This is a genomic window from Acinetobacter sp. CFCC 10889, assembly GCF_003268395.1.
GTDB lineage: Bacteria > Pseudomonadota > Gammaproteobacteria > Pseudomonadales > Moraxellaceae > Acinetobacter.
This window is the reverse complement of the sequence record NZ_LQXQ01000018.1, coordinates 1-17667: the sequence shown is the minus strand read 5'-3', so window position 1 is coordinate 17667 and position 17667 is coordinate 1. Positions and strand designations below refer to the sequence as shown.

General features: G+C 37.8%; 19 protein-coding genes. 9 read left to right on the top strand and 10 right to left on the bottom strand.

Annotated elements, in window-relative coordinates:
- Positions 1-46 precede the first annotated feature (46 nt).
- The 4 genes from AVJ19_RS08610 to AVJ19_RS08595 all read left to right on the top strand — a co-directional run bounded on the left by AVJ19_RS08610 (position 47) and on the right by AVJ19_RS08595 (position 2785).
- On the top strand, positions 47-1363 hold the full coding sequence (locus AVJ19_RS08610; protein ID WP_111859338.1) for a hypothetical protein: 1317 nt from the start codon (positions 47-49) through the stop codon (positions 1361-1363).
- A 74-nt stretch (positions 1364-1437) separates the two neighbouring features.
- A complete protein-coding gene (gene adk / locus AVJ19_RS08605; protein WP_111859337.1) occupies positions 1438-2088 on the top strand; it encodes an adenylate kinase in 651 nt (216 codons plus the stop codon).
- A gap of 100 nt (positions 2089-2188) precedes the next feature.
- Entirely contained in the window at positions 2189-2407 is a 219-nt protein-coding gene (locus tag AVJ19_RS08600) for a hypothetical protein (RefSeq protein ID WP_111859336.1), read from the top strand.
- 48 nt (positions 2408-2455) lie between these two features.
- Positions 2456-2785: a hypothetical protein gene (locus tag AVJ19_RS08595; protein WP_228203328.1), complete on the top strand. Its 330-nt coding sequence runs from the start codon at positions 2456-2458 to the stop codon at positions 2783-2785.
- A 35-nt stretch (positions 2786-2820) separates the two neighbouring features.
- Here the strand turns inward: AVJ19_RS08595 and nth are convergent, their stop codons facing one another.
- Both nth and AVJ19_RS08585 read right to left on the bottom strand, forming a co-directional pair.
- A complete protein-coding gene (nth, locus tag AVJ19_RS08590) occupies positions 2821-3507 on the bottom strand; it encodes an endonuclease III (protein ID WP_111859335.1) in 687 nt (228 codons plus the stop codon).
- Between the two features lie 2 nt (positions 3508-3509).
- Positions 3510-4304, bottom strand: coding sequence for an RnfABCDGE type electron transport complex subunit B (locus AVJ19_RS08585; RefSeq protein ID WP_111859334.1), 795 nt, complete (start codon positions 4302-4304; stop codon positions 3510-3512).
- Positions 4305-4640: 336 nt separating this feature from the next.
- Between AVJ19_RS08585 and gdhA the strand changes: the two genes are divergently transcribed.
- Both gdhA and AVJ19_RS08575 read left to right on the top strand, forming a co-directional pair.
- Positions 4641-5984, top strand: coding sequence for an NADP-specific glutamate dehydrogenase (gdhA, locus tag AVJ19_RS08580; RefSeq protein WP_111859333.1), 1344 nt, complete (start codon positions 4641-4643; stop codon positions 5982-5984).
- A 180-nt stretch (positions 5985-6164) separates the two neighbouring features.
- A complete protein-coding gene (locus AVJ19_RS08575; RefSeq protein ID WP_111859332.1) occupies positions 6165-7067 on the top strand; it encodes an alpha/beta hydrolase in 903 nt (300 codons plus the stop codon).
- 306 nt (positions 7068-7373) lie between these two features.
- Here the strand turns inward: AVJ19_RS08575 and AVJ19_RS08570 are convergent, their stop codons facing one another.
- The 5 genes from AVJ19_RS08570 to rlmH form a co-directional block, all read right to left on the bottom strand.
- Positions 7374-8204, bottom strand: a complete 831-nt coding sequence (locus AVJ19_RS08570) for an META domain-containing protein (RefSeq protein WP_111859331.1) — start codon at positions 8202-8204, stop codon at positions 7374-7376.
- Positions 8205-8207: 3 nt separating this feature from the next.
- On the bottom strand, positions 8208-8627 hold the full coding sequence (locus AVJ19_RS08565) for an META domain-containing protein (protein ID WP_162626568.1): 420 nt from the start codon (positions 8625-8627) through the stop codon (positions 8208-8210).
- 123 nt (positions 8628-8750) lie between these two features.
- Positions 8751-9527 carry a DUF4377 domain-containing protein gene (locus tag AVJ19_RS08560; protein ID WP_111859329.1) on the bottom strand — a complete coding sequence of 259 codons (777 nt, stop codon included), beginning with the start codon at positions 9525-9527 and terminating at the stop codon, positions 8751-8753.
- 158 nt (positions 9528-9685) lie between these two features.
- Positions 9686-10462, bottom strand: a complete 777-nt coding sequence (locus AVJ19_RS08555) for a DODA-type extradiol aromatic ring-opening family dioxygenase (protein WP_111859328.1) — start codon at positions 10460-10462, stop codon at positions 9686-9688.
- Between the two features lie 135 nt (positions 10463-10597).
- Positions 10598-11080 (bottom strand): 23S rRNA (pseudouridine(1915)-N(3))-methyltransferase RlmH, encoded by a 483-nt coding sequence (gene rlmH / locus AVJ19_RS08550; RefSeq protein WP_111859327.1) that lies wholly within the window; start codon positions 11078-11080, stop codon positions 10598-10600.
- A 185-nt stretch (positions 11081-11265) separates the two neighbouring features.
- Here rlmH and AVJ19_RS08545 point away from each other — a divergent pair, with 185 nt between their 5' ends.
- Positions 11266-12195, top strand: a complete 930-nt coding sequence (locus AVJ19_RS08545) for a M20/M25/M40 family metallo-hydrolase (RefSeq protein WP_228203327.1) — start codon at positions 11266-11268, stop codon at positions 12193-12195.
- Between the two features lie 262 nt (positions 12196-12457).
- Here AVJ19_RS08545 and lon read toward each other — a convergent pair whose 3' ends face one another.
- The 3 genes from lon to AVJ19_RS08530 all read right to left on the bottom strand — a co-directional run bounded on the left by lon (position 12458) and on the right by AVJ19_RS08530 (position 16259).
- Positions 12458-14884 (bottom strand): endopeptidase La, encoded by a 2427-nt coding sequence (gene lon / locus AVJ19_RS08540; RefSeq protein ID WP_111859325.1) that lies wholly within the window; start codon positions 14882-14884, stop codon positions 12458-12460.
- Between the two features lie 135 nt (positions 14885-15019).
- The gene (locus tag AVJ19_RS08535) at positions 15020-15619 is read right to left on the bottom strand and encodes a 5-formyltetrahydrofolate cyclo-ligase (RefSeq protein WP_111859379.1); all 600 of its coding nucleotides are present in this window, start codon (positions 15617-15619) and stop codon (positions 15020-15022) included.
- A gap of 220 nt (positions 15620-15839) precedes the next feature.
- On the bottom strand, positions 15840-16259 hold the full coding sequence (locus tag AVJ19_RS08530; RefSeq protein ID WP_111859324.1) for a hypothetical protein: 420 nt from the start codon (positions 16257-16259) through the stop codon (positions 15840-15842).
- Between the two features lie 153 nt (positions 16260-16412).
- Between AVJ19_RS08530 and AVJ19_RS08525 the strand changes: the two genes are divergently transcribed.
- Both AVJ19_RS08525 and AVJ19_RS08520 read left to right on the top strand, forming a co-directional pair.
- Entirely contained in the window at positions 16413-17216 is an 804-nt protein-coding gene (locus AVJ19_RS08525; protein ID WP_111859323.1) for a BapA/Bap/LapF family prefix-like domain-containing protein, read from the top strand.
- Positions 17167-17667, top strand: a 501-nt coding sequence (locus tag AVJ19_RS08520; protein ID WP_228203326.1) for an Ig-like domain-containing protein, incomplete at its 3' end; no start/stop codon positions are given. The genes AVJ19_RS08525 and AVJ19_RS08520, both read left to right, overlap by 50 nt.

Below are 17667 nucleotides of genomic sequence, written 5' to 3'. Positions count from 1 at the left end.
TGTAGCCTTTTTAGACCACGAATAGAAATAAATATGAGAGTCATGCATGTTGGAATACGTTAGTGAGTTGTGGCACGCCTTTTTTAGTCGACCTGATCATCTTGCAATATTAAGTATTGTGCCAGTAACAGCTTTTGTTACTTGGATCCATGTGTGGATGGCGCTAAAAATGGTGTTTTACCCAATCAAATTTTGGGGTTTCCATATTGGACCGCTACCAGTAGGTTGGCAGGGCATTGTGCCACGTAAAGCAGGGCGTATTTCAGGCATTATCACTGATAATACACTGTCCAAACTCGGCTCGCTCAATGAATTTTTAAATGCCATGGAACCAGAGGACATGGCACGTATCATTGGCGAACAAGTTGGTTTTGAACTTGAACATCTCATTGATGAAGTGATGATGGATCGTAATGCTGTGCTTTGGGAAAATTTACCTTATTCAATTAAACGCCGAATTTATGCGCAAGCACACCAACAAATGCCTGAAATTTTAAAAGGTTTGGTGACTGAGTTGACCATGAACGTAGAGTCATTGGTTGACATGAAAGAAATGGTGGTACGCCAAATGGAAGGCGATCGCCGTTTAATGGTACGCATGTTCTTAAAAGTTGGTCAAAAAGAGATTAACTTTATTTGGCATATCAGTGCGCTGATTGGAACGTTCTTTGGTATTTTCCAAATGGCAGTTTATATCTTGATTCCTGACCATCGTACTGTACCTGTATTTGCTGCGATTTGGGGATTTTTAACCAACTGGATTGCGATTTGGATGGTCTTTAATCCAGTGTATCCACACTATGTACGTTATCCGCAGTTTTTTGAGTTAACCAAAGACCGAAAATTCCCTTGGATTAAACCTGTGATTCCACGTATCGGTACATATAATGTACAGGGTGCATTCATGAAACGTCAGGATGAGGTTTCAGATGTATTCGCAAGTGTTGTGACTGAAGATTTGATTACGTTAAAATCTATCATGACAGAAATGATGTATGGACCAAAAAAAGAGAAAACACGCCGTATTATTAAGCGCCATGTGAATAGCATCATGGAAACGCCATTAATACGAACTGCATTACAGCTTTCTATTGGTCCTTCGGAATATGCTAAACTTAAAACAGACTTGATTGATCGTTCCATTGAAATTACGATGGTACCTGTAAGCGACCCAGCCTTTAATGCGAGCCGTGCACAGAAAATCTTTCAAATGTTTAGAGAGCGTATCCGTGAACTTACACCAACAGAGTTTCAAAATCTATTACGTCCTGCTTTTAGGGAAGACGAATGGCTTTTGATCGTACTGGGTGGTGTCACTGGATTTTTAGCAGGTCTAATCCATTTGTTTGTTGCTTTCTTATAAATAGATGCCAGTGTTCCTCGATAGATGAGGACACCGAGGTATCATACATATTGTTTTAAAAGAGGATGTTTTTTATGCGCATTATCCTACTCGGACCACCTGGAGCAGGCAAAGGTACTCAAGCTCAGTTGATCTGTAAGCGCTACAATATCCCACAAATTTCAACCGGTGATATGCTCCGTGCTGCAATTCGTGAAGGTACTGAATTAGGTCTTAAAGCTAAAAATGTGATGGAGTCTGGCGGTTTAGTCTCAGATGAACTGATCATTGGTTTAGTAAAAGAACGCATTGCACAACCTGATTGTGTCAATGGTTGTATCTTTGATGGTTTTCCACGCACGATTCCTCAAGCTGAAGCTTTGGAAAAAGAAGGTATTGCGATTGATCATGTGATCGAAATTGATGTACCTGATGAAGAAATCGTGAAACGTCTTTCAGGTCGCCGTCAGCATGCTGCATCTGGTCGTGTTTATCACACCATTTACAATCCACCAAAAGTGGAAGGTAAAGATGATGAAACAGGTGAAGATCTGATTCAACGTCCAGATGACCAAGAAGAAACGATTCGTAAGCGTTTAGGTTCATATCACACTGAAACTGAGCAATTGGTTGGTTTCTATCAAGGTCGTGCAAATTCTGGTGAAAATGCACCGACTTATGACAAATTAAATGGTCTTCGTCCGATCGAAGAAGTTCAAACTGATTTGTTTGCTATTCTTGGTTAAAATATTGAAGATAACTAAGATTGTGTAAGCGATTTTAGAAATCTTTGACAAAGAAAGAGTCCTCATTCATATTAGGGCTCTTTTTTATGGGTGATAGACAATGAAAATTGCACTTATTGGTTTGGTTATTTTAAGCGTAATCATTTTACTTGGTTTATTATTCATGAGTTTTAAATTATTGCGTAAAGCACAAAAAGAAGAATTACAAGAACGTAGAGAAATGCGTAAATCGGGCAATTATGAAATGCATCCTCAAGTCGCTGAAGAGTGGAAAAGGTTAGAACAAATGAAAAGAGATTTGGAAAATAAAAATAAATAGTACAGTTAAAATGTGATGAAAATAAAAATTTTATACTTGTTATTTAGTATGTTTGTCACTGCTTGTACGCAAGAGATTAAAATTACGCCAAAAGCTTTGCCTGATGCTGTGGTGGGGCAATATTACAATGCAAAAATTGAGATTGAAAAGGTTACATTGATTGATGGTTTATACTTTGATACCTCTATTTCTAAAAGTTCTGGATTAAGTGTTGATCCTAATGCAGGTGTGGTGCCTTATAGTGATCATATAATTGAAATAAAAGGAACACCGACTCGATCAGGCACGTACCGAATTATTCTAGAGGGTGCAACTCGCAATGCGCATGGTGGAAATATTCATTTTCGCAAAGAATATGATTTAGTGGTTGTGAAATAAATTTTCAATGAATACGTTTGATTTTTGACAAGGTTCTATTCTAAATTTTTCACTTTAATTTCTCTAACAGCACCAAACTCATATTTATCTGTCCAATTGCAGACATCAGACACGATGCACTCGCCACACTTGGGCTTACGTGCGATACAACAATAACGCCCATGTAAAATCAACCAATGATGTGAATCCAAAATAAATTCTTTAGGAATGACTTTAATTAAGCGTTGTTCTACTTCAAGCACATCTTTGCCAACAGCCAAACCTGTACGGTTCCCCAAGCGGAAAATATGCGTATCTACTGCCATTGTTGGCTGTCCAAAGGCGGTGTTCAGTACCACATTGGCTGTTTTACGCCCAACGCCTGGCAGGGCTTCCAAATCCTTACGATTGTCAGGAACTTGGCTGTTATGTAGTTCAATCAGCATTTTGCAAGCTTTAATCACGTTTTCCGCTTTGGAATTATATAAACCAATCGTTTTTATATATTCCTTGAGTCCATCCACACCCAAGGCATAGATTTTTTCAGGGGTATTTGCGACTGGAAAAAGCTTGTCGGTGGCTTTATTGACACTGACATCAGTCGCTTGCGCAGATAAAGTCACTGCAACCAAAAGTTCAAAAGGTGAGGAATAGTTCAGCTCAGTTTCAGGGTGAGGGCGCTGCTCACGTAAACGCTCAAAAAAAGTCTGAATCTGTTTTTTGGTCATGTTTTTTACAGCCATGATTATGCGCCTTGTAAGTCAGATAATTGCTGTAAAAGTCCATCTAATTGTAGTTGTTTCTTTTCATCAGGACGTACTGAAAGTTGTTTTTCCAATTTCTTGATTTGTGTACGGATTTTTGCCAATTCAATGGTGGTCTTGGCATCCATCACCATTTTAGTCTGTTCTGGTTTTTCAAGCACTTCAATGGCAGGGAGTTGTTGATTTTGTTCAGTATATTGGGCGAATAATTCGGTATCAATTTCTGCACGAACTACAGGGCCTTTACGGTGAATACGGCGATTTTCCTCACGTTGAATATGCGCATAATAACGTTGTCTGAGATCTTCTTGTTCAGCAATGCGCTGAGGCTCAGTGGGAATATTTTCCAGATCTTCAACCAAGTCAATGCAATCTACAGGGCAAGGTGGAATACACAGTTCACAACCAGTACACAAGTCGGTCAAAACAGTATGCATGAGTTTACCTGAGCCAATAATCGCATCGACAGGGCAAGCACTGATACATTTGGTACAACCAATACATTCATCTTCACGAATGATGGCTTTCATGCGTTGTGGACGGCCATCACTTTGAATGTCCCATACACTTGGTTCAGCAGTTAATTTTGGACGTGCCAATAACTCCGCTAAAGCATCTGCAACAGGTTGTCCACCTGGTACACATTTATTTGCATCTTCTCCCTCAGCAATTGATTTGGCATAAGGTAAACAACCATCTCGATGCCCACATAAACCACATTGGGTTTGAGGTAAAAGTGCATCAATTTGCTGAATGAGAGAAATAGAAAGAGTCATGTGCTTAAAGAAAATAACAAGATGCCAGTGAGGTCGCTGAATTTTAGCACATTCTGCACATTTTTGTATTTGATCCAAAATGGTACAAAATGGTACAAAATGTGCGCTGAATATGGGCAAAAATGCCTAAATAATTTATTAAAAATAAGACTGAATTGGCATAAAAAATGTTATTAATTAGAAAATATCACATTGAATTTAATAATTATTTAAAAAACATTGGAAAAAGTGTTGTAGATTGTTAACAAAAGAGATTAAATACTTTGCGCCAAAATATATCATTCTTTTGAAAAATTTGACCAATTTTGATTCACCCCTTTTGCTGAGGATTGAGCGTTGAAATATACTAGCCTGAATGACTTCTTAAATTACGTTAAAGCACGTGATCCAAATCAACCAGAATTTCTGCAAGCTGTAGAAGAAGTAATGACCAGCTTATGGCCATTTATTGAAAAAAATCCACAATATGCAGATTATGGTTTGCTTGAGCGTCTTGTAGAGCCTGAACGTGCTATTCAATTCCGCGTTTCTTGGTTAGATGACCAAGGTCAAACTCAAGTCAACCGTGCTTTCCGTGTCCAATACAACTCTGCAATTGGGCCATTCAAAGGCGGTATGCGTTTCCACCCATCTGTAAACCTTTCGATTTTAAAATTCTTAGGTTTCGAACAAACATTTAAAAATGCCTTAACAACACTTCCTATGGGTGGTGGTAAAGGTGGTTCTGACTTTAACCCGAAAGGTAAGTCAGAAGGCGAAATTATGCGTTTCTGTCAAGCGTTGATGGTTGAGTTATATCGTCACCTTGGTTCTAACACAGATATTCCTGCGGGTGATATCGGTGTAGGTGGGCGTGAAGTCGGCTACATGGCAGGTATGATGAAGAAGCTCAGTAATGACACTTCATGCGTATTCACAGGTAAAGGACTGTCTTTCGGTGGTTCTTTGGCTCGTCCTGAAGCGACTGGTTTCGGTACTGTATATTTTGCTGAAGAAATGCTGAAAACTCGTGGTGACAGCTTTAACGGTAAAACTGTAACGATTTCAGGTTCTGGTAACGTTGCACAATATGCTGCTGAAAAAGCAATGTATTTGGGTGCGAAAGTAGTTTCACTTTCTGACTCTAACGGTACTGTTTACGTGAAAGACGGTTTCACGACTGAACTTCTTTGTGAAGTGATGGAACTTAAAAACGTAAAACGTGGTCGTATCTCTGAGTTCGCGTCTAAACACGGTTTTGAATACCTTGAAGGCAAACGCCCTTGGAGTATCAAGTGTGACATCGCGCTTCCATGTGCAACTCAAAATGAGTTAACAGAAGAAGATGCAGTTGCATTACTTGCAAACGGTGTGATCTGTGTGGCTGAAGGTGCAAACATGCCTTCTACACTTGAAGCTGTTGAGAAATTCGTTGAAGCGAAAATCCTTTATGCACCAGGTAAGGCGTCAAATGCAGGTGGTGTTGCAACTTCAGGTCTTGAAATGTCACAAAACTCAATCCGTTTGGGCTGGACATTTGAAGAAGTGGATGAGCGTTTACATGCGATCATGAAAGAAATTCACCGTAACTGTGTGAAATACGGTACTGAAGAAGACGGTACTGTGAACTATGTAAATGGTGCAAATATTGCTGGCTTCGTAAAAGTGGCTGATGCAATGTTAGCGCAAGGTGTATTCTAAGGTTTAGACCTTGAATAAATCTAAAACCGATGCTTTTGCATCGGTTTTTTTATGCCGAAAATTTAGTTTTGTATATTTTGTTAGGTATTTACCCATTTCAATGATTTTAAAAAATATCAGCCAATTCGATTCATGCAGAATGTGATTAAGGTAGAGTGACAACAAAAAGGAAAAAATAAAGTGTCCAGCTATCAATCTCACATTGCGATGTTGCTATTTAAGCAACAAAAAAGAATGTTGCTTTTGCATAAAAATAATACTCAATTTTTACGTAGTTTTTTTGAGAAAGGTACACAGCTTGCGCCATTGCCGGCATTTTTTAAGGCTAAAAAAGTGCAGTTTGGCAATGTTCCTACCATGCAAATCGAAAACTTACGCCCCAATAAAAATCTAAAACGAATCTTGGTCTATATTCATGGTGGTGGTTTTGTCGTGGGTAGCCCTAAAAGCCATAAGGGTTATGTGGCAAGCCTATGTCAATTGGCACAAGCGAGTTTTGCTTATTTACCTGATTATCGGTTAGCACCTGAGGCACGATTTCCTGCTGCAATTGATGATGTATTTACAGCATGGCAAGGCATTATTGAAAAATATCAAGGTTATGAAATCGTCTTAGGTGGTGATTCTGCGGGTGGAAATTTAGCACTTGCTTTGTGTGTTCGTGCACGTGATGCAGGTGTTGCTTTGCCACAGCGTGTTTATCTATTGTCGCCGTGGTTGGATTTAACGCTGACCTTGCCAAGTCATAAGAAACAAGATCATCGTGATCCATTTTTAGGGACATATTTCTTGGAAAGAGATTTTGCACGACATTATGTACAGGAACAAGATCGTAAAAATCCTCAAATTTCGCCTTTATTTGCCGATTTTACAGGTTTGCCACCTTTTTATGTGCAAGTGGGTTCAAAGGAAGTTTTGTTGGATGACAGTCGTGAGTTTGCCCGTAAAGCCAAGTTACAAGGTGTTGATGTGCAACTCGATATTTGGACAGGCATGTGGCATGCATGGACAGTCGTGCCTTTTGTTCCTGAAAGTAAAACTGCTTTGAAAAAAGCAGGTTATTGGTTGGGGCAAAGAGGTTAATAAAATTTTAGGCGTTACAATTGTCTATTTGGATTGAAATTAGGTCTAAGCCTCAGATTTATGTTTCAGGATAATAGTCCTCTTGCGTAAGTCAAAAAATGTTCAAATTTTAGATTAAAAACATATCCAAAAGAATATTGGAAGTTCCTTCTCTTGCGCCATATATGGCTCAGGGAGAAGGCTAGGATGAGGGGGCTTTTAAATAGAAAACCTCTCCCTCTTGCGAAACGACGTTTCTCATCCTGAAAGGAGAGGGAACATTCAATATTGATTTAGATCTCGCCGAAAATAACTTTCGCAAGAGGTCTAATGTAATGCTTTTTTTCTTGGAATCGCTTGAAAGATCATATTGGGTTGATACTTGGATTCTAAAATTAACTTGGGAAAAGTGGTGGAATAATCCAACTTAAAATGAAAGGGTTTGGCACTTAACTTTTCAAATTGTTTTTCTTGCAGGTTAATGGGGCACATCATCACAGTACCTCCATAGTGTCCCAAGTGAGAAATAGTATTATTTTCAATGGAATATTTGTAATAATTACGGTTGCAACCACTATAATATCGAACACGATCAGGATCGAAGTTTAAGAGTAATGCCTGTTTTTGAACTTGGTTTTGATCGTCTGTAATGTGTTGCCATGTGAATTTTGTTAAAACCTCAAGATCAGATTGTTCTAAATCTTCTTTTTTAGGCTTGGCTTTGAATATATAGTGTTGATGATTGCTATGTTCTAATTTTAAAACCATTTCACCTATAGAGTTTTGTTCTAAAGTAAATGAATGCGGTTGCAGAAATAAGCCATAGGTCAAACTTTCTTGTTTTTCTAATTCTCCACAAGCTTTCGTTGAACTCAAAAGATAATCAAAAAGCATGATTTGATGGTCTTGAGTTTTATATTTCCGACTCATTAAATTACAGCCACTATAAATTGCAATACTCTCATTATTAAAATTAATTTGAATGGGTATTTCGCTATTCGGTGGGGTATATGTCCATGTATGTTGTTGTAATATTTCATTGAACTGCTGAGATGATAAGACAGTGGGCGTAATCGGTTTATTTACAACCGTTGTATTTTGGCAGGCTGAAATAGACAAAACTGCACAGGAAAATAATAAAAAAGTTGTGATTTTCATGATCTATTCTCCATGTGCATTTTGATTTTTATGTGAACGTTTTGTGCCGATAAAGATATATTCTTGCTGATCTTTTTGAAAAATAAGTTTGGGATTTTGACTTGAACGTGAGCTAATCTTAAAGGGAACGGGCTGTAAAAAAAACATTCTAATAAAATGCTCTTGTTGCATGATATGCGGTGCACACGCTTGTGCATCACCAAAAATGATAGGGGCTAGCATTTTTTGTTCAATAATTTTATAAGCTCCTCCCATGCTGTTACAGGAAGTATATGCACCAAGTTGATCATCTTTAAAAGTGAGTTCTATTGGAGTATCACTGTTGGGTGCTGTATATACCCATGTATATTGACTCAGTAGGTTTTGAGTTTCTTGGTTTGTTAGTGGTTTTTCAGCACATGCAGTACAGAGCAGTGCGAGCATGATTATTTTTATTCTCATAGCAAAAATTCACTGATTAAAATAATAGAAATTGAGAATAAAAACCGATGTCTAAACATCGGTTTTTAAAATATTTTTGATTATTTATTTTCAATCAATCAGAGATTAAAGTGAGCCTTTAATCGCTTCACGTTCAATGATCATATCTTGTACATAGGCATATTTAGATTGATCTGCCGCAGGATTTTTAATTTCGTAGCGTTTGATGCGAACCACTTGACGCTCATTTGCTGTGTGTTTAAAGCCATCAATATTGTCATAGAACAAAGTCCAATCTTTATCGACTTGGGTTTTCACACCATTTTCAGCATATTTAATCTCACGAACTTGCAAACAAGTTTGTGGTGCAACACCTGTACATTGTTTGGTTTCAGGGCTGATTTCCAAAAAGATGGTTTCGCCTTGAGTGTTATATTTAGTTTCAGGTGTCATTTTACCTGTAAATACAACTTTACCTGCTGTTGGGCTAACTAAAGTCAGTGTTGGTGCTTCAGTATTGGCAGTATCTAAAACAAATGCTGTTTTACCACCTTGGAACAATGAACCTGCAAAAGCTTCTTGCTTCATGAGTTCAGGCGTACACATCATATTGGTCGATGCTAAATTACCTGTAGTAATCGTACTGTTTGCAATTGTTGCAGCACCAAACATATTATTACAACCTGTTGTAATACTGAGTTTACCCTGCATAAATTGTAAAACAATCGGGCGGTCAGAGCCTGTTGGTTGATATGACCATGTATAGGCATTCAAAGTCTGTTCTGCATTACCTTGTTGTTGTAAAACTTTCACAGCAGTATCTCCAACTTTTTGAATATCACTTGATTGGCACGCAGCCAAGGTGAGAGGAAACAGGGCAAGTGCAAGATAACGTAATTTCATAATATGGTCTGCAAGTATTTGATTTAACTGATAGCGGGAAGCATAACTGATTTGAGTTGCAAAAGAATGGATACATTCGGGGATTTTAGGTTTCAAAATGTATCTATGAATTTCTATTTGTTAATTCATGAAAAAACTTTATGTATTTGTATTAAACATTAATCAAAACGATAAATATCCATACCTAATGAACCCATTGAGAAACTGCTGTGTACAACACTAAATCGTGTCCCTGTTCCCATGGCAAAAAACAAAGGGGCAAAATGTTCAATGGTAGGATGGTTGCGTTGTACAAACGGGATATTTGACCAATCCAATACAGCATCATAGTCACTGTGGGTCAGTTTATTTACGACATAATTACGAAATGTTGAAGCCCACTCAGGCACATTGTTATTGTCACCATTCCATGATAATTCACGTAAATTATGGGTAATACTGCCTGAACCAATCAGTAAAATTTGCTTCTCACGTAAAGGTGCTAAAGCCTGTCCAATCTTATAAATTTCATCTGCATGCATATTCATTGGCAGCGAGATTTCAACCACAGGAATATCCGCTTCAGGATACATATGCAATAAAGGCATCCATACGCCATGATCACGTGGACGTGTACTGTTGGCATGTGCAGTTAAATGTGCTTCTGCAAGTAAATGTAGAATTTCTTCGGCGAATTGTGGATCACCTGATGCAGGGTAGCGCATTTCATATAATTCAGGAGGAAAACCACGAAAATCATGCCAAGTTTCAGGACGTACAGCAGTACTGACTTCAAGCGCCTGACTTTCCCAATGTGCTGACATCACCACAATCGCCTGTGGTTTCGGTAAATTAAGACTTAAACGATTCAGCGCAGGACCGACCTGTTCAGGATTAAGTGCCAACATCGGTGAACCATGTGAAATAAATAAACCGGGAAGTGTTTGTAAATTCATTTGAAATTCACCTGAGTTGAATATAAATAAAAAGCATGCCAAAAAAATGTGGCAGTGGATAGACGAGTTATTTCAACATCCTGTTCTAAATTTAGAACGATTAAGTTGAGTTTATCGCTGCTTATGTTGTCTAACTTAGCCCGCACGATGATAAGGATGATTATGATTAATGCTCATTGCTCGATACAACTGTTCAATCAGCATCACACGCACCATTGGATGTGGCAGCGTAAGTTTGGATAATGACCAATGCCATGCCGCAGCTTTACGTACTGCCTCAGAATGTCCATCAGGTCCACCGATGGCAAGCGCAACATCATTGCCTTCCAACATCCAAGCTTTCATGGTTTCTGCGAGTTTTTCGGTGCTGAATTCACGCCCACCCACTTCCAAAGCGATCAGCACTTCATTTTGCTTGAGCTGTGCCAAAATGCTGTCACCTTCAATATTACGATATTTTAAAATATCCGCTTCAGAGTCATTTTTGCCACGTTTCGCCATGGGCAATTCAATAATTTGGGTTTGTACAAAAGGCTGAATACGTTTGAAATAATCTTCAAAGCCTGTCAGAACCCACGCAGGCATTTTTTGACCGATGGTCAAAATACGGATTTTCATATAAAACCAATAGTGTCATGTGCAGAACTATATTATAACCCTATATCACAAGGTTCTTCGGCTGAGTGTGATATTTCTCAGTGTTGAATCCTGACAAATCTAAGAAATTTAACAATAAATTGATGGAAATTTAAAAGCTTATGTTAATGCAACGATTTTATTCCATATTGATTTTGCTGTTTTTAATGAGCTGTCATTCAGCGATTTATGCCAAGAGTACATTGGAGCCGCAGGCAGATCCGAAAAATTTAAGCAATTATCTTGCACAGATTATTCATCCTACTGCCTTTAGAAATTATAAGAATGTCGCAGAATTAGATCGTGTTGCAGCCTATCTCAAACAGCAGGTTGAACAATTTGGTATACCTTGTGAATATCAAATCTATCAGGTGCAACAACAAAACTATCGTAATGTTATTTGTCGCTTAAATATGGGGCATGCCAAAAAGGTTATTGTTGGGGCACACTATGATGTTTATGGCGATTTTAAAGGTGCGGATGACAATGCTTCTGGTGTTGCGGGGTTGATGGAAACAGCGCGATTGCTGGCAGCTCATAAAAATCAGTTAAAACATAATGTGGAGTTGGTGTTTTATACTTTGGAAGAACCGCCGTATTTCCGTTCAGCATATATGGGCAGTGCTGTACATGCACAATCGATTCTGGCACAGAAAGCACAGATTGAAGCAGTGTATATTTTGGAAATGATTGGCTTTTTTAATGCCCAAGCTGTGCAAGATTATCCGACTGGATTGGGGTTATTCTATCCTGAACATGGTGATTATATTGCCGCAGTGAGTAATTTTAGCTCAAGGATATTTAGCGAAAAATATTGTAAAGCAATGAATAATATTAAAAAATTGGATTGTCAGCGTTTGATTGCACCATCCTTTATCCAAGGTGTAGATTTTTCAGATCATCTTAATTATTGGAATGCAGGAATTCCTGCGATTATGATTACAGATACTGCATTTTTTAGAAATAAACATTATCACACTGCACAAGATACGGTAGAAAAGCTGAATCTAGATAAAATGGCACAGGTGATCAATGGTTTGGCGATAATATTATTGGAAAATATAAATCGTGATCACAATAAAAAAGCGCAGTCCTAAAGCCGTTAGGACTGCGTTTAAACATCAATCGACCTGGAGATTCGACTGATGTTAGTGAAACGATCTAAGACCGTATCTGTACTTCTATTATGCGGGTAATTTTTATCATTTCAAGCAAATATAGTCGAAAAATTAAACTTAATTTAAATTTTTTTGAACCAATATTTAAGCTGGCATTGAATTAAAGAAATTTTTATTTTCAAACACTTTGAATCCATAAAAAAGAGCGCCGTAGCGCTCTTTTTTATCAAGAATAGTCCGATTAATGACGGGCAGCTTTGCCTTCATCGACAGGTTTTACAATCGGTGCTTTGACCAATGGTTTTGGCATTTCCACCAAAGCCAATGGTAAAATTTCATCAATCGATTTGACGGCTTTAATTTCCAAACCATCTTTGACGTTTTGTGGAATTTCACTCAAGTCACGCACATTTTCTTGTGGAATGAACACAAGTTTCACGCCACCACGATGGGCTGCCAAAAGTTTCTCTTTTAAGCCACCAATGCGCATTGCACGACCGCCAAGACTTGTTTCACCTGTCATCGCAATATCAGGGCGAATCGCAATGCCTGTGAAAGCAGAAACAAGGGCAGTGGTCAGTGCCAAACCTGCAGATGGACCATCTTTTGGAGTAGCACCTTCAGGTAAATGCACGTGTACATCAGTTTCTTCAAAACGTGATGCTTCGATCCCCAACTCATCTGCACGGGTACGAACCACGGTTAAAGCTGCAGTAATGGATTCTTTCATCACATCACCAAGTGAACCTGTGGTAATGAATTTACCTTTACCTTTCACCGCTGCAACTTCGATGGTCAGTAATTCACCACCCACTGAAGTCCATGCCAAGCCATTGACACGACCGACTTGTGCTTCTTCTTCAGCCATACCATAGTCAAACTTATGTGCACCTAAATAATCAGGTAAGTTTTCAGCAGTCACATCAATCTGTAAGTTTTTGGCTTTCTTACTGACCGACTCTTTCACCACTTTACGTGCAATTTTAGACACTTCACGCTCTAAACTACGCACACCTGCTTCACGGGTATAACGACGTACGATGTCACGAATTGCTTCTTCATGAACGGTCAACTCTTTAGCACGTAAGCCATTGTTCTTGATTGCTTTCGGAACAAGGTAACGGTCTGCGATATTGACTTTTTCTTCTTCGGTATAACCAGGTAGACGAATCACTTCCATACGGTCAAGTAAGGCTTCAGGAATGTTCATGCTGTTTGCGGTACAGATAAACATCACTTCAGACAAATCAAGATCAAGATCTAAATAATGATCATTGAACTTGTTGTTCTGTGATGGATCAAGTACTTCAAGCAACGCAGAAGCTGGATCGCCACGATAGTCCTGTGCCATTTTGTCAATTTCATCGAGCAAGAACAGTGGGTTCTTCACACCGACTTTTGTCAAAGACTGCACGATTTTACCTGGCATCGCACCGATATAGGTACGACGGTGACCACGAATTTCCGCTTCATCACGTACACCACCAAGTGCCATACGAACAAATTCACGACCTGTTGCTTTGGCAATGGATTCACCGAGTGAAGTTTTACCTACACCTGGAGGACCAACCAAGCACAGGATTGGACCACGAAGTTTTTTCACGCGTGATTGAACAGCCAAGTATTCAACAATACGTTCTTTGACTTCATCCAAACCATAATGGTCTGCGTCTAAAATTTCTTGTGCTTTTGCCAAATTAATGCTGACTTTGCTCGCTTTATTCCAAGGCGTATCTAAAATCGCCTCGATATAGTTACGAACTACAGCCGCCTCACTTGACGCAGGTTGCATTGCTTTGAGTTTGCGGAATTCATTTTCAGCTTTTTTACGCACATGCTCAGGTAAGTCGGCTTCTGCTAAACGCTTTTCGATTTCTGCAACATCATCTTCCGCACCGCCATTCATGTCGGAAAGTTCACGCTGAATCACCTTCATCTTTTCATTGAGGAAGTATTCACGTTGATTCTTTTCCATTTGACGTTTTACAGAATCATGCAAAGTTTGCTCAATCTGTTGTTCTTCAGATTGTTGCAGCAAATAAGTCATGAGTTCTTGTAAATGTTCTTCAAATTCATCGTGTTCGAGGAATTTTTGTTTTACATCTATATTTAAAGGTACACGGGTTGCAACAAAGAATAATAATTGCAATAAATCATCAATTTTATTGGCAGCAGCAATTAACTCACGAGCATTACGTAATTTTGCTTCTGCATATTGGGCAAATAAAGCACGTAATTCTTCAACACGAGTTTTTTGCGTATCTTCATCAACCGATACAGTCATCGGGCTTAAGCTATGCTCAGCCGATAAATACTCATCATTTTCAATGATCTGTACTAATTTAGAACGATGCAAACCTTCAATTAATACTTTTATACAGTTTTCATCATTTTCGTGATTCACAACTTGTACAATCTTAGCGACAGTACCATATTGATATAAATTGTCGTGATCAATTTCTTCTGTAAGCGAATCTTTTTGCGCAACTACAAATACTAAATTGTCACTGTTACGAGCCACATCAACTGCATTGATCGATTTTTCACGACCCACAAATAACGCAATTTGCATGTGTGGATAAACCACCACATCACGCAGCGCTAAAAGCGGTAATACACTTGGAACCTGTGGCTCTAAGTTTTCTTGATTCATAATAATCTCAGACATGGGCACTCCTAATGAGTGACAACGGTGTTGCCATGTTTTTTATAGTGATGGGTATTTCAAAAATTACAAGGGCTGTAATAAATAATTTGCATAAAAAATGTCAAGTATTTGATAATAAATAAATCATAATAAGTGCTATTGGCAGATTTGACATTGAAAGCGAATAGATCTTGTTGGGGTAATCAGTGCATGTAGTGGCTGATCCCAAGGATTTCGTCGTAACTTTTGCTGTAAAAACTGAAAATCGTGCGCAAGACCTAAACGGTAGGGTTTAAAGGGTGCAGATGCTAAAGTACGATCATAAAAGCCACCGCCCATGCCCATTCGAGTTCCAGTCACATCACATGCTAACAATGGCATAAGTAATATATCTAAATTCGATACATGTACACCACGTGTTGCCACAGGTTCTAACATACCAAGTCTATGCATAACAAAACGTTGATTATTAAATTGATGCTGAGAAATTTTCACCCAAACAAGAATATTATTCATGTTACAGATGGTTGGTAAGTACACCTCTTTACGCATCTTAAAACAATATTTGATCATTTTTTTAGTGGATAATTCACCAAAATTATCTAAATAAATACCAATTTTTTGAGCGATTTTAAATTTTGGATGTTGTATGAGTTGTTGTAAGGCGTGAATTTCGCTATGTCGTTGTTGTAAAGCGGAAAGTTTTCGCCGTTGTGTTCTTAAATCCTTACGAAGTGTCAGGGTTTGATTAGACATAATGTTTAAATAAATGTTAATTACATCACTAAATAATAGCAAATTAAAATGCATAAAATAAAGTCTATATACTGTAAATAAATATGCTTATTCTGTTATGTTTTATTTTAAAGTAATTGCTCTAATTATAATGTTAACTATTTAGAAAAATTAATTATACTAAAATAGTTGGTTTTAAATTAAACCCAATTTATCTTGAAACTGGGTTTAATTTTTAAAATTATGATTTTTTATTAATGATGAATGGGCGATCGTCATTATCTAATGATAATACAATGTTTACATTTTGAAACTGTTCATCAATAATAAGTTTTGTGTGATATGTTTTACATTCTTCTTTGCAATTTTTAACAGATAGTACATATTCATTAGGCTTTAAATAATAGGTTGTTGCATTATTGATATAGAAATCACCTGCTTTAAAATCATCAATATAGAACTTAATAGGGCAGTCTTTATTGTTGTCTTTTTCTTCATCACACAGCTTTTCATCACGTTGAACATTGATTGGTTTTGTATTTAACTCTTTATTTACAAACAATAAATTTTTTGGTTGGTTTTTCTCGTTTGCAGTTTGCAATTGAGTACAAGCAGACAGAGAAGCAATCACTGCAATGGAAATGAAGGCATTCTTTAGCATAATGGTGTCCTGTTAGAAAAAATTAAATATCGATGATTAATATTTTACCAAATAGCAAAGCAATAATCATATTGATATGTATTGCTGATTGTACAAAAAATATCGCTCTGATAATATACTTTACCAATTGTTACTATAAATTGGGCATTTAAAATGCAAAAAATCACGTTAATAGATAAATCCTCCCTTGAAAAAATTAATGTTGAGTCGAGCATAATAAAATTAGATAAAGCGACGATTATTCAGCCAAATGTAAAAAAAGAAGATATTTTGGAAATCATACAGGAAGGTGATCACCTCATAATAAAATTAAAAAATGGTGAAACCATCACAATTGAAAATTATTTTGTGAAAGCTGCGGATGGTAGTACTTCAGATTTAGTATTTGATGGTACAGTTTGTGCATTTGAGCAGTTAGTTTGGCAGGATGGCGTTGCTTCTTTTAAAGAGCTTACGGGTCTTGAAGAATTACTCCCAATCATTACTGGGACAAGTACAGGTGGTGTAGGTTCATTGCCATGGATTGTGGGTGGACTTGTAACAGGTGGCATCATTGCGGCAACTGATGATGACTCTAAGTCTGAAAATGAGCCTGCGGTCGTATTGGATGCACCTAAAGTTGAAATTTTAGATGATCAAAACGATGATGGTTTCTTATCTAGCAAAGAAATAGGTGATAAAACGCAAGTTGGTATTGTTGTTTCTATTCCAACAGGTGCAAAAGCTGGTGATACCATTACCGTAACAGATCAATCTGGTAAAAAATATACACATGTTTTAGTTGCTGATGATCTTAGTTCTGGCAAAGTGATTATCAATGTTGATCGCCCTACAGAAGGTACTGAACTCAAAGTTACTGCAACTATTAGCAATAAAGATGGTGAGTCAGAATCTTCTCCTGAAGACAGTGCGATTATTAAAAACTACGCCACCAACATTGACAATAGACGTTCCTGAAAATGGTCGTGATTCAACACCAACAATTACAGGTAAAACCGATGCGCCTGTTGGTAGTAAAATTGAAATTACAATTACTGATAAAAATGGTAATACGCAAACGATAACAACCGAAGTTAAAGAAGGTGGTACTTATACAGTAGACGTGCCAAATGCTTTACCTGAAGGTGAGTTCACTGTTATGGGTAAAGTAACAGACTCAGTAGGAAATAGTACGACAGCGACTGATAAAGGTACAATTGATACGATTGCTCCAGGTGTGAAAGTAGAAATCACTCCAGAAGGCGATATCAAAGTTACCTTTGATCCAGATGTAGACCCAAGCACCATCACGCCAGATGATATTAAAATCACAGACAAAGATGGCAATCCAGTTGAGATTACCTTAACTCCAAGTGAAGATGGTTTAACGTGGACAGGTAAAGTACCTGAAAATGTTGAAGGAAAAGTT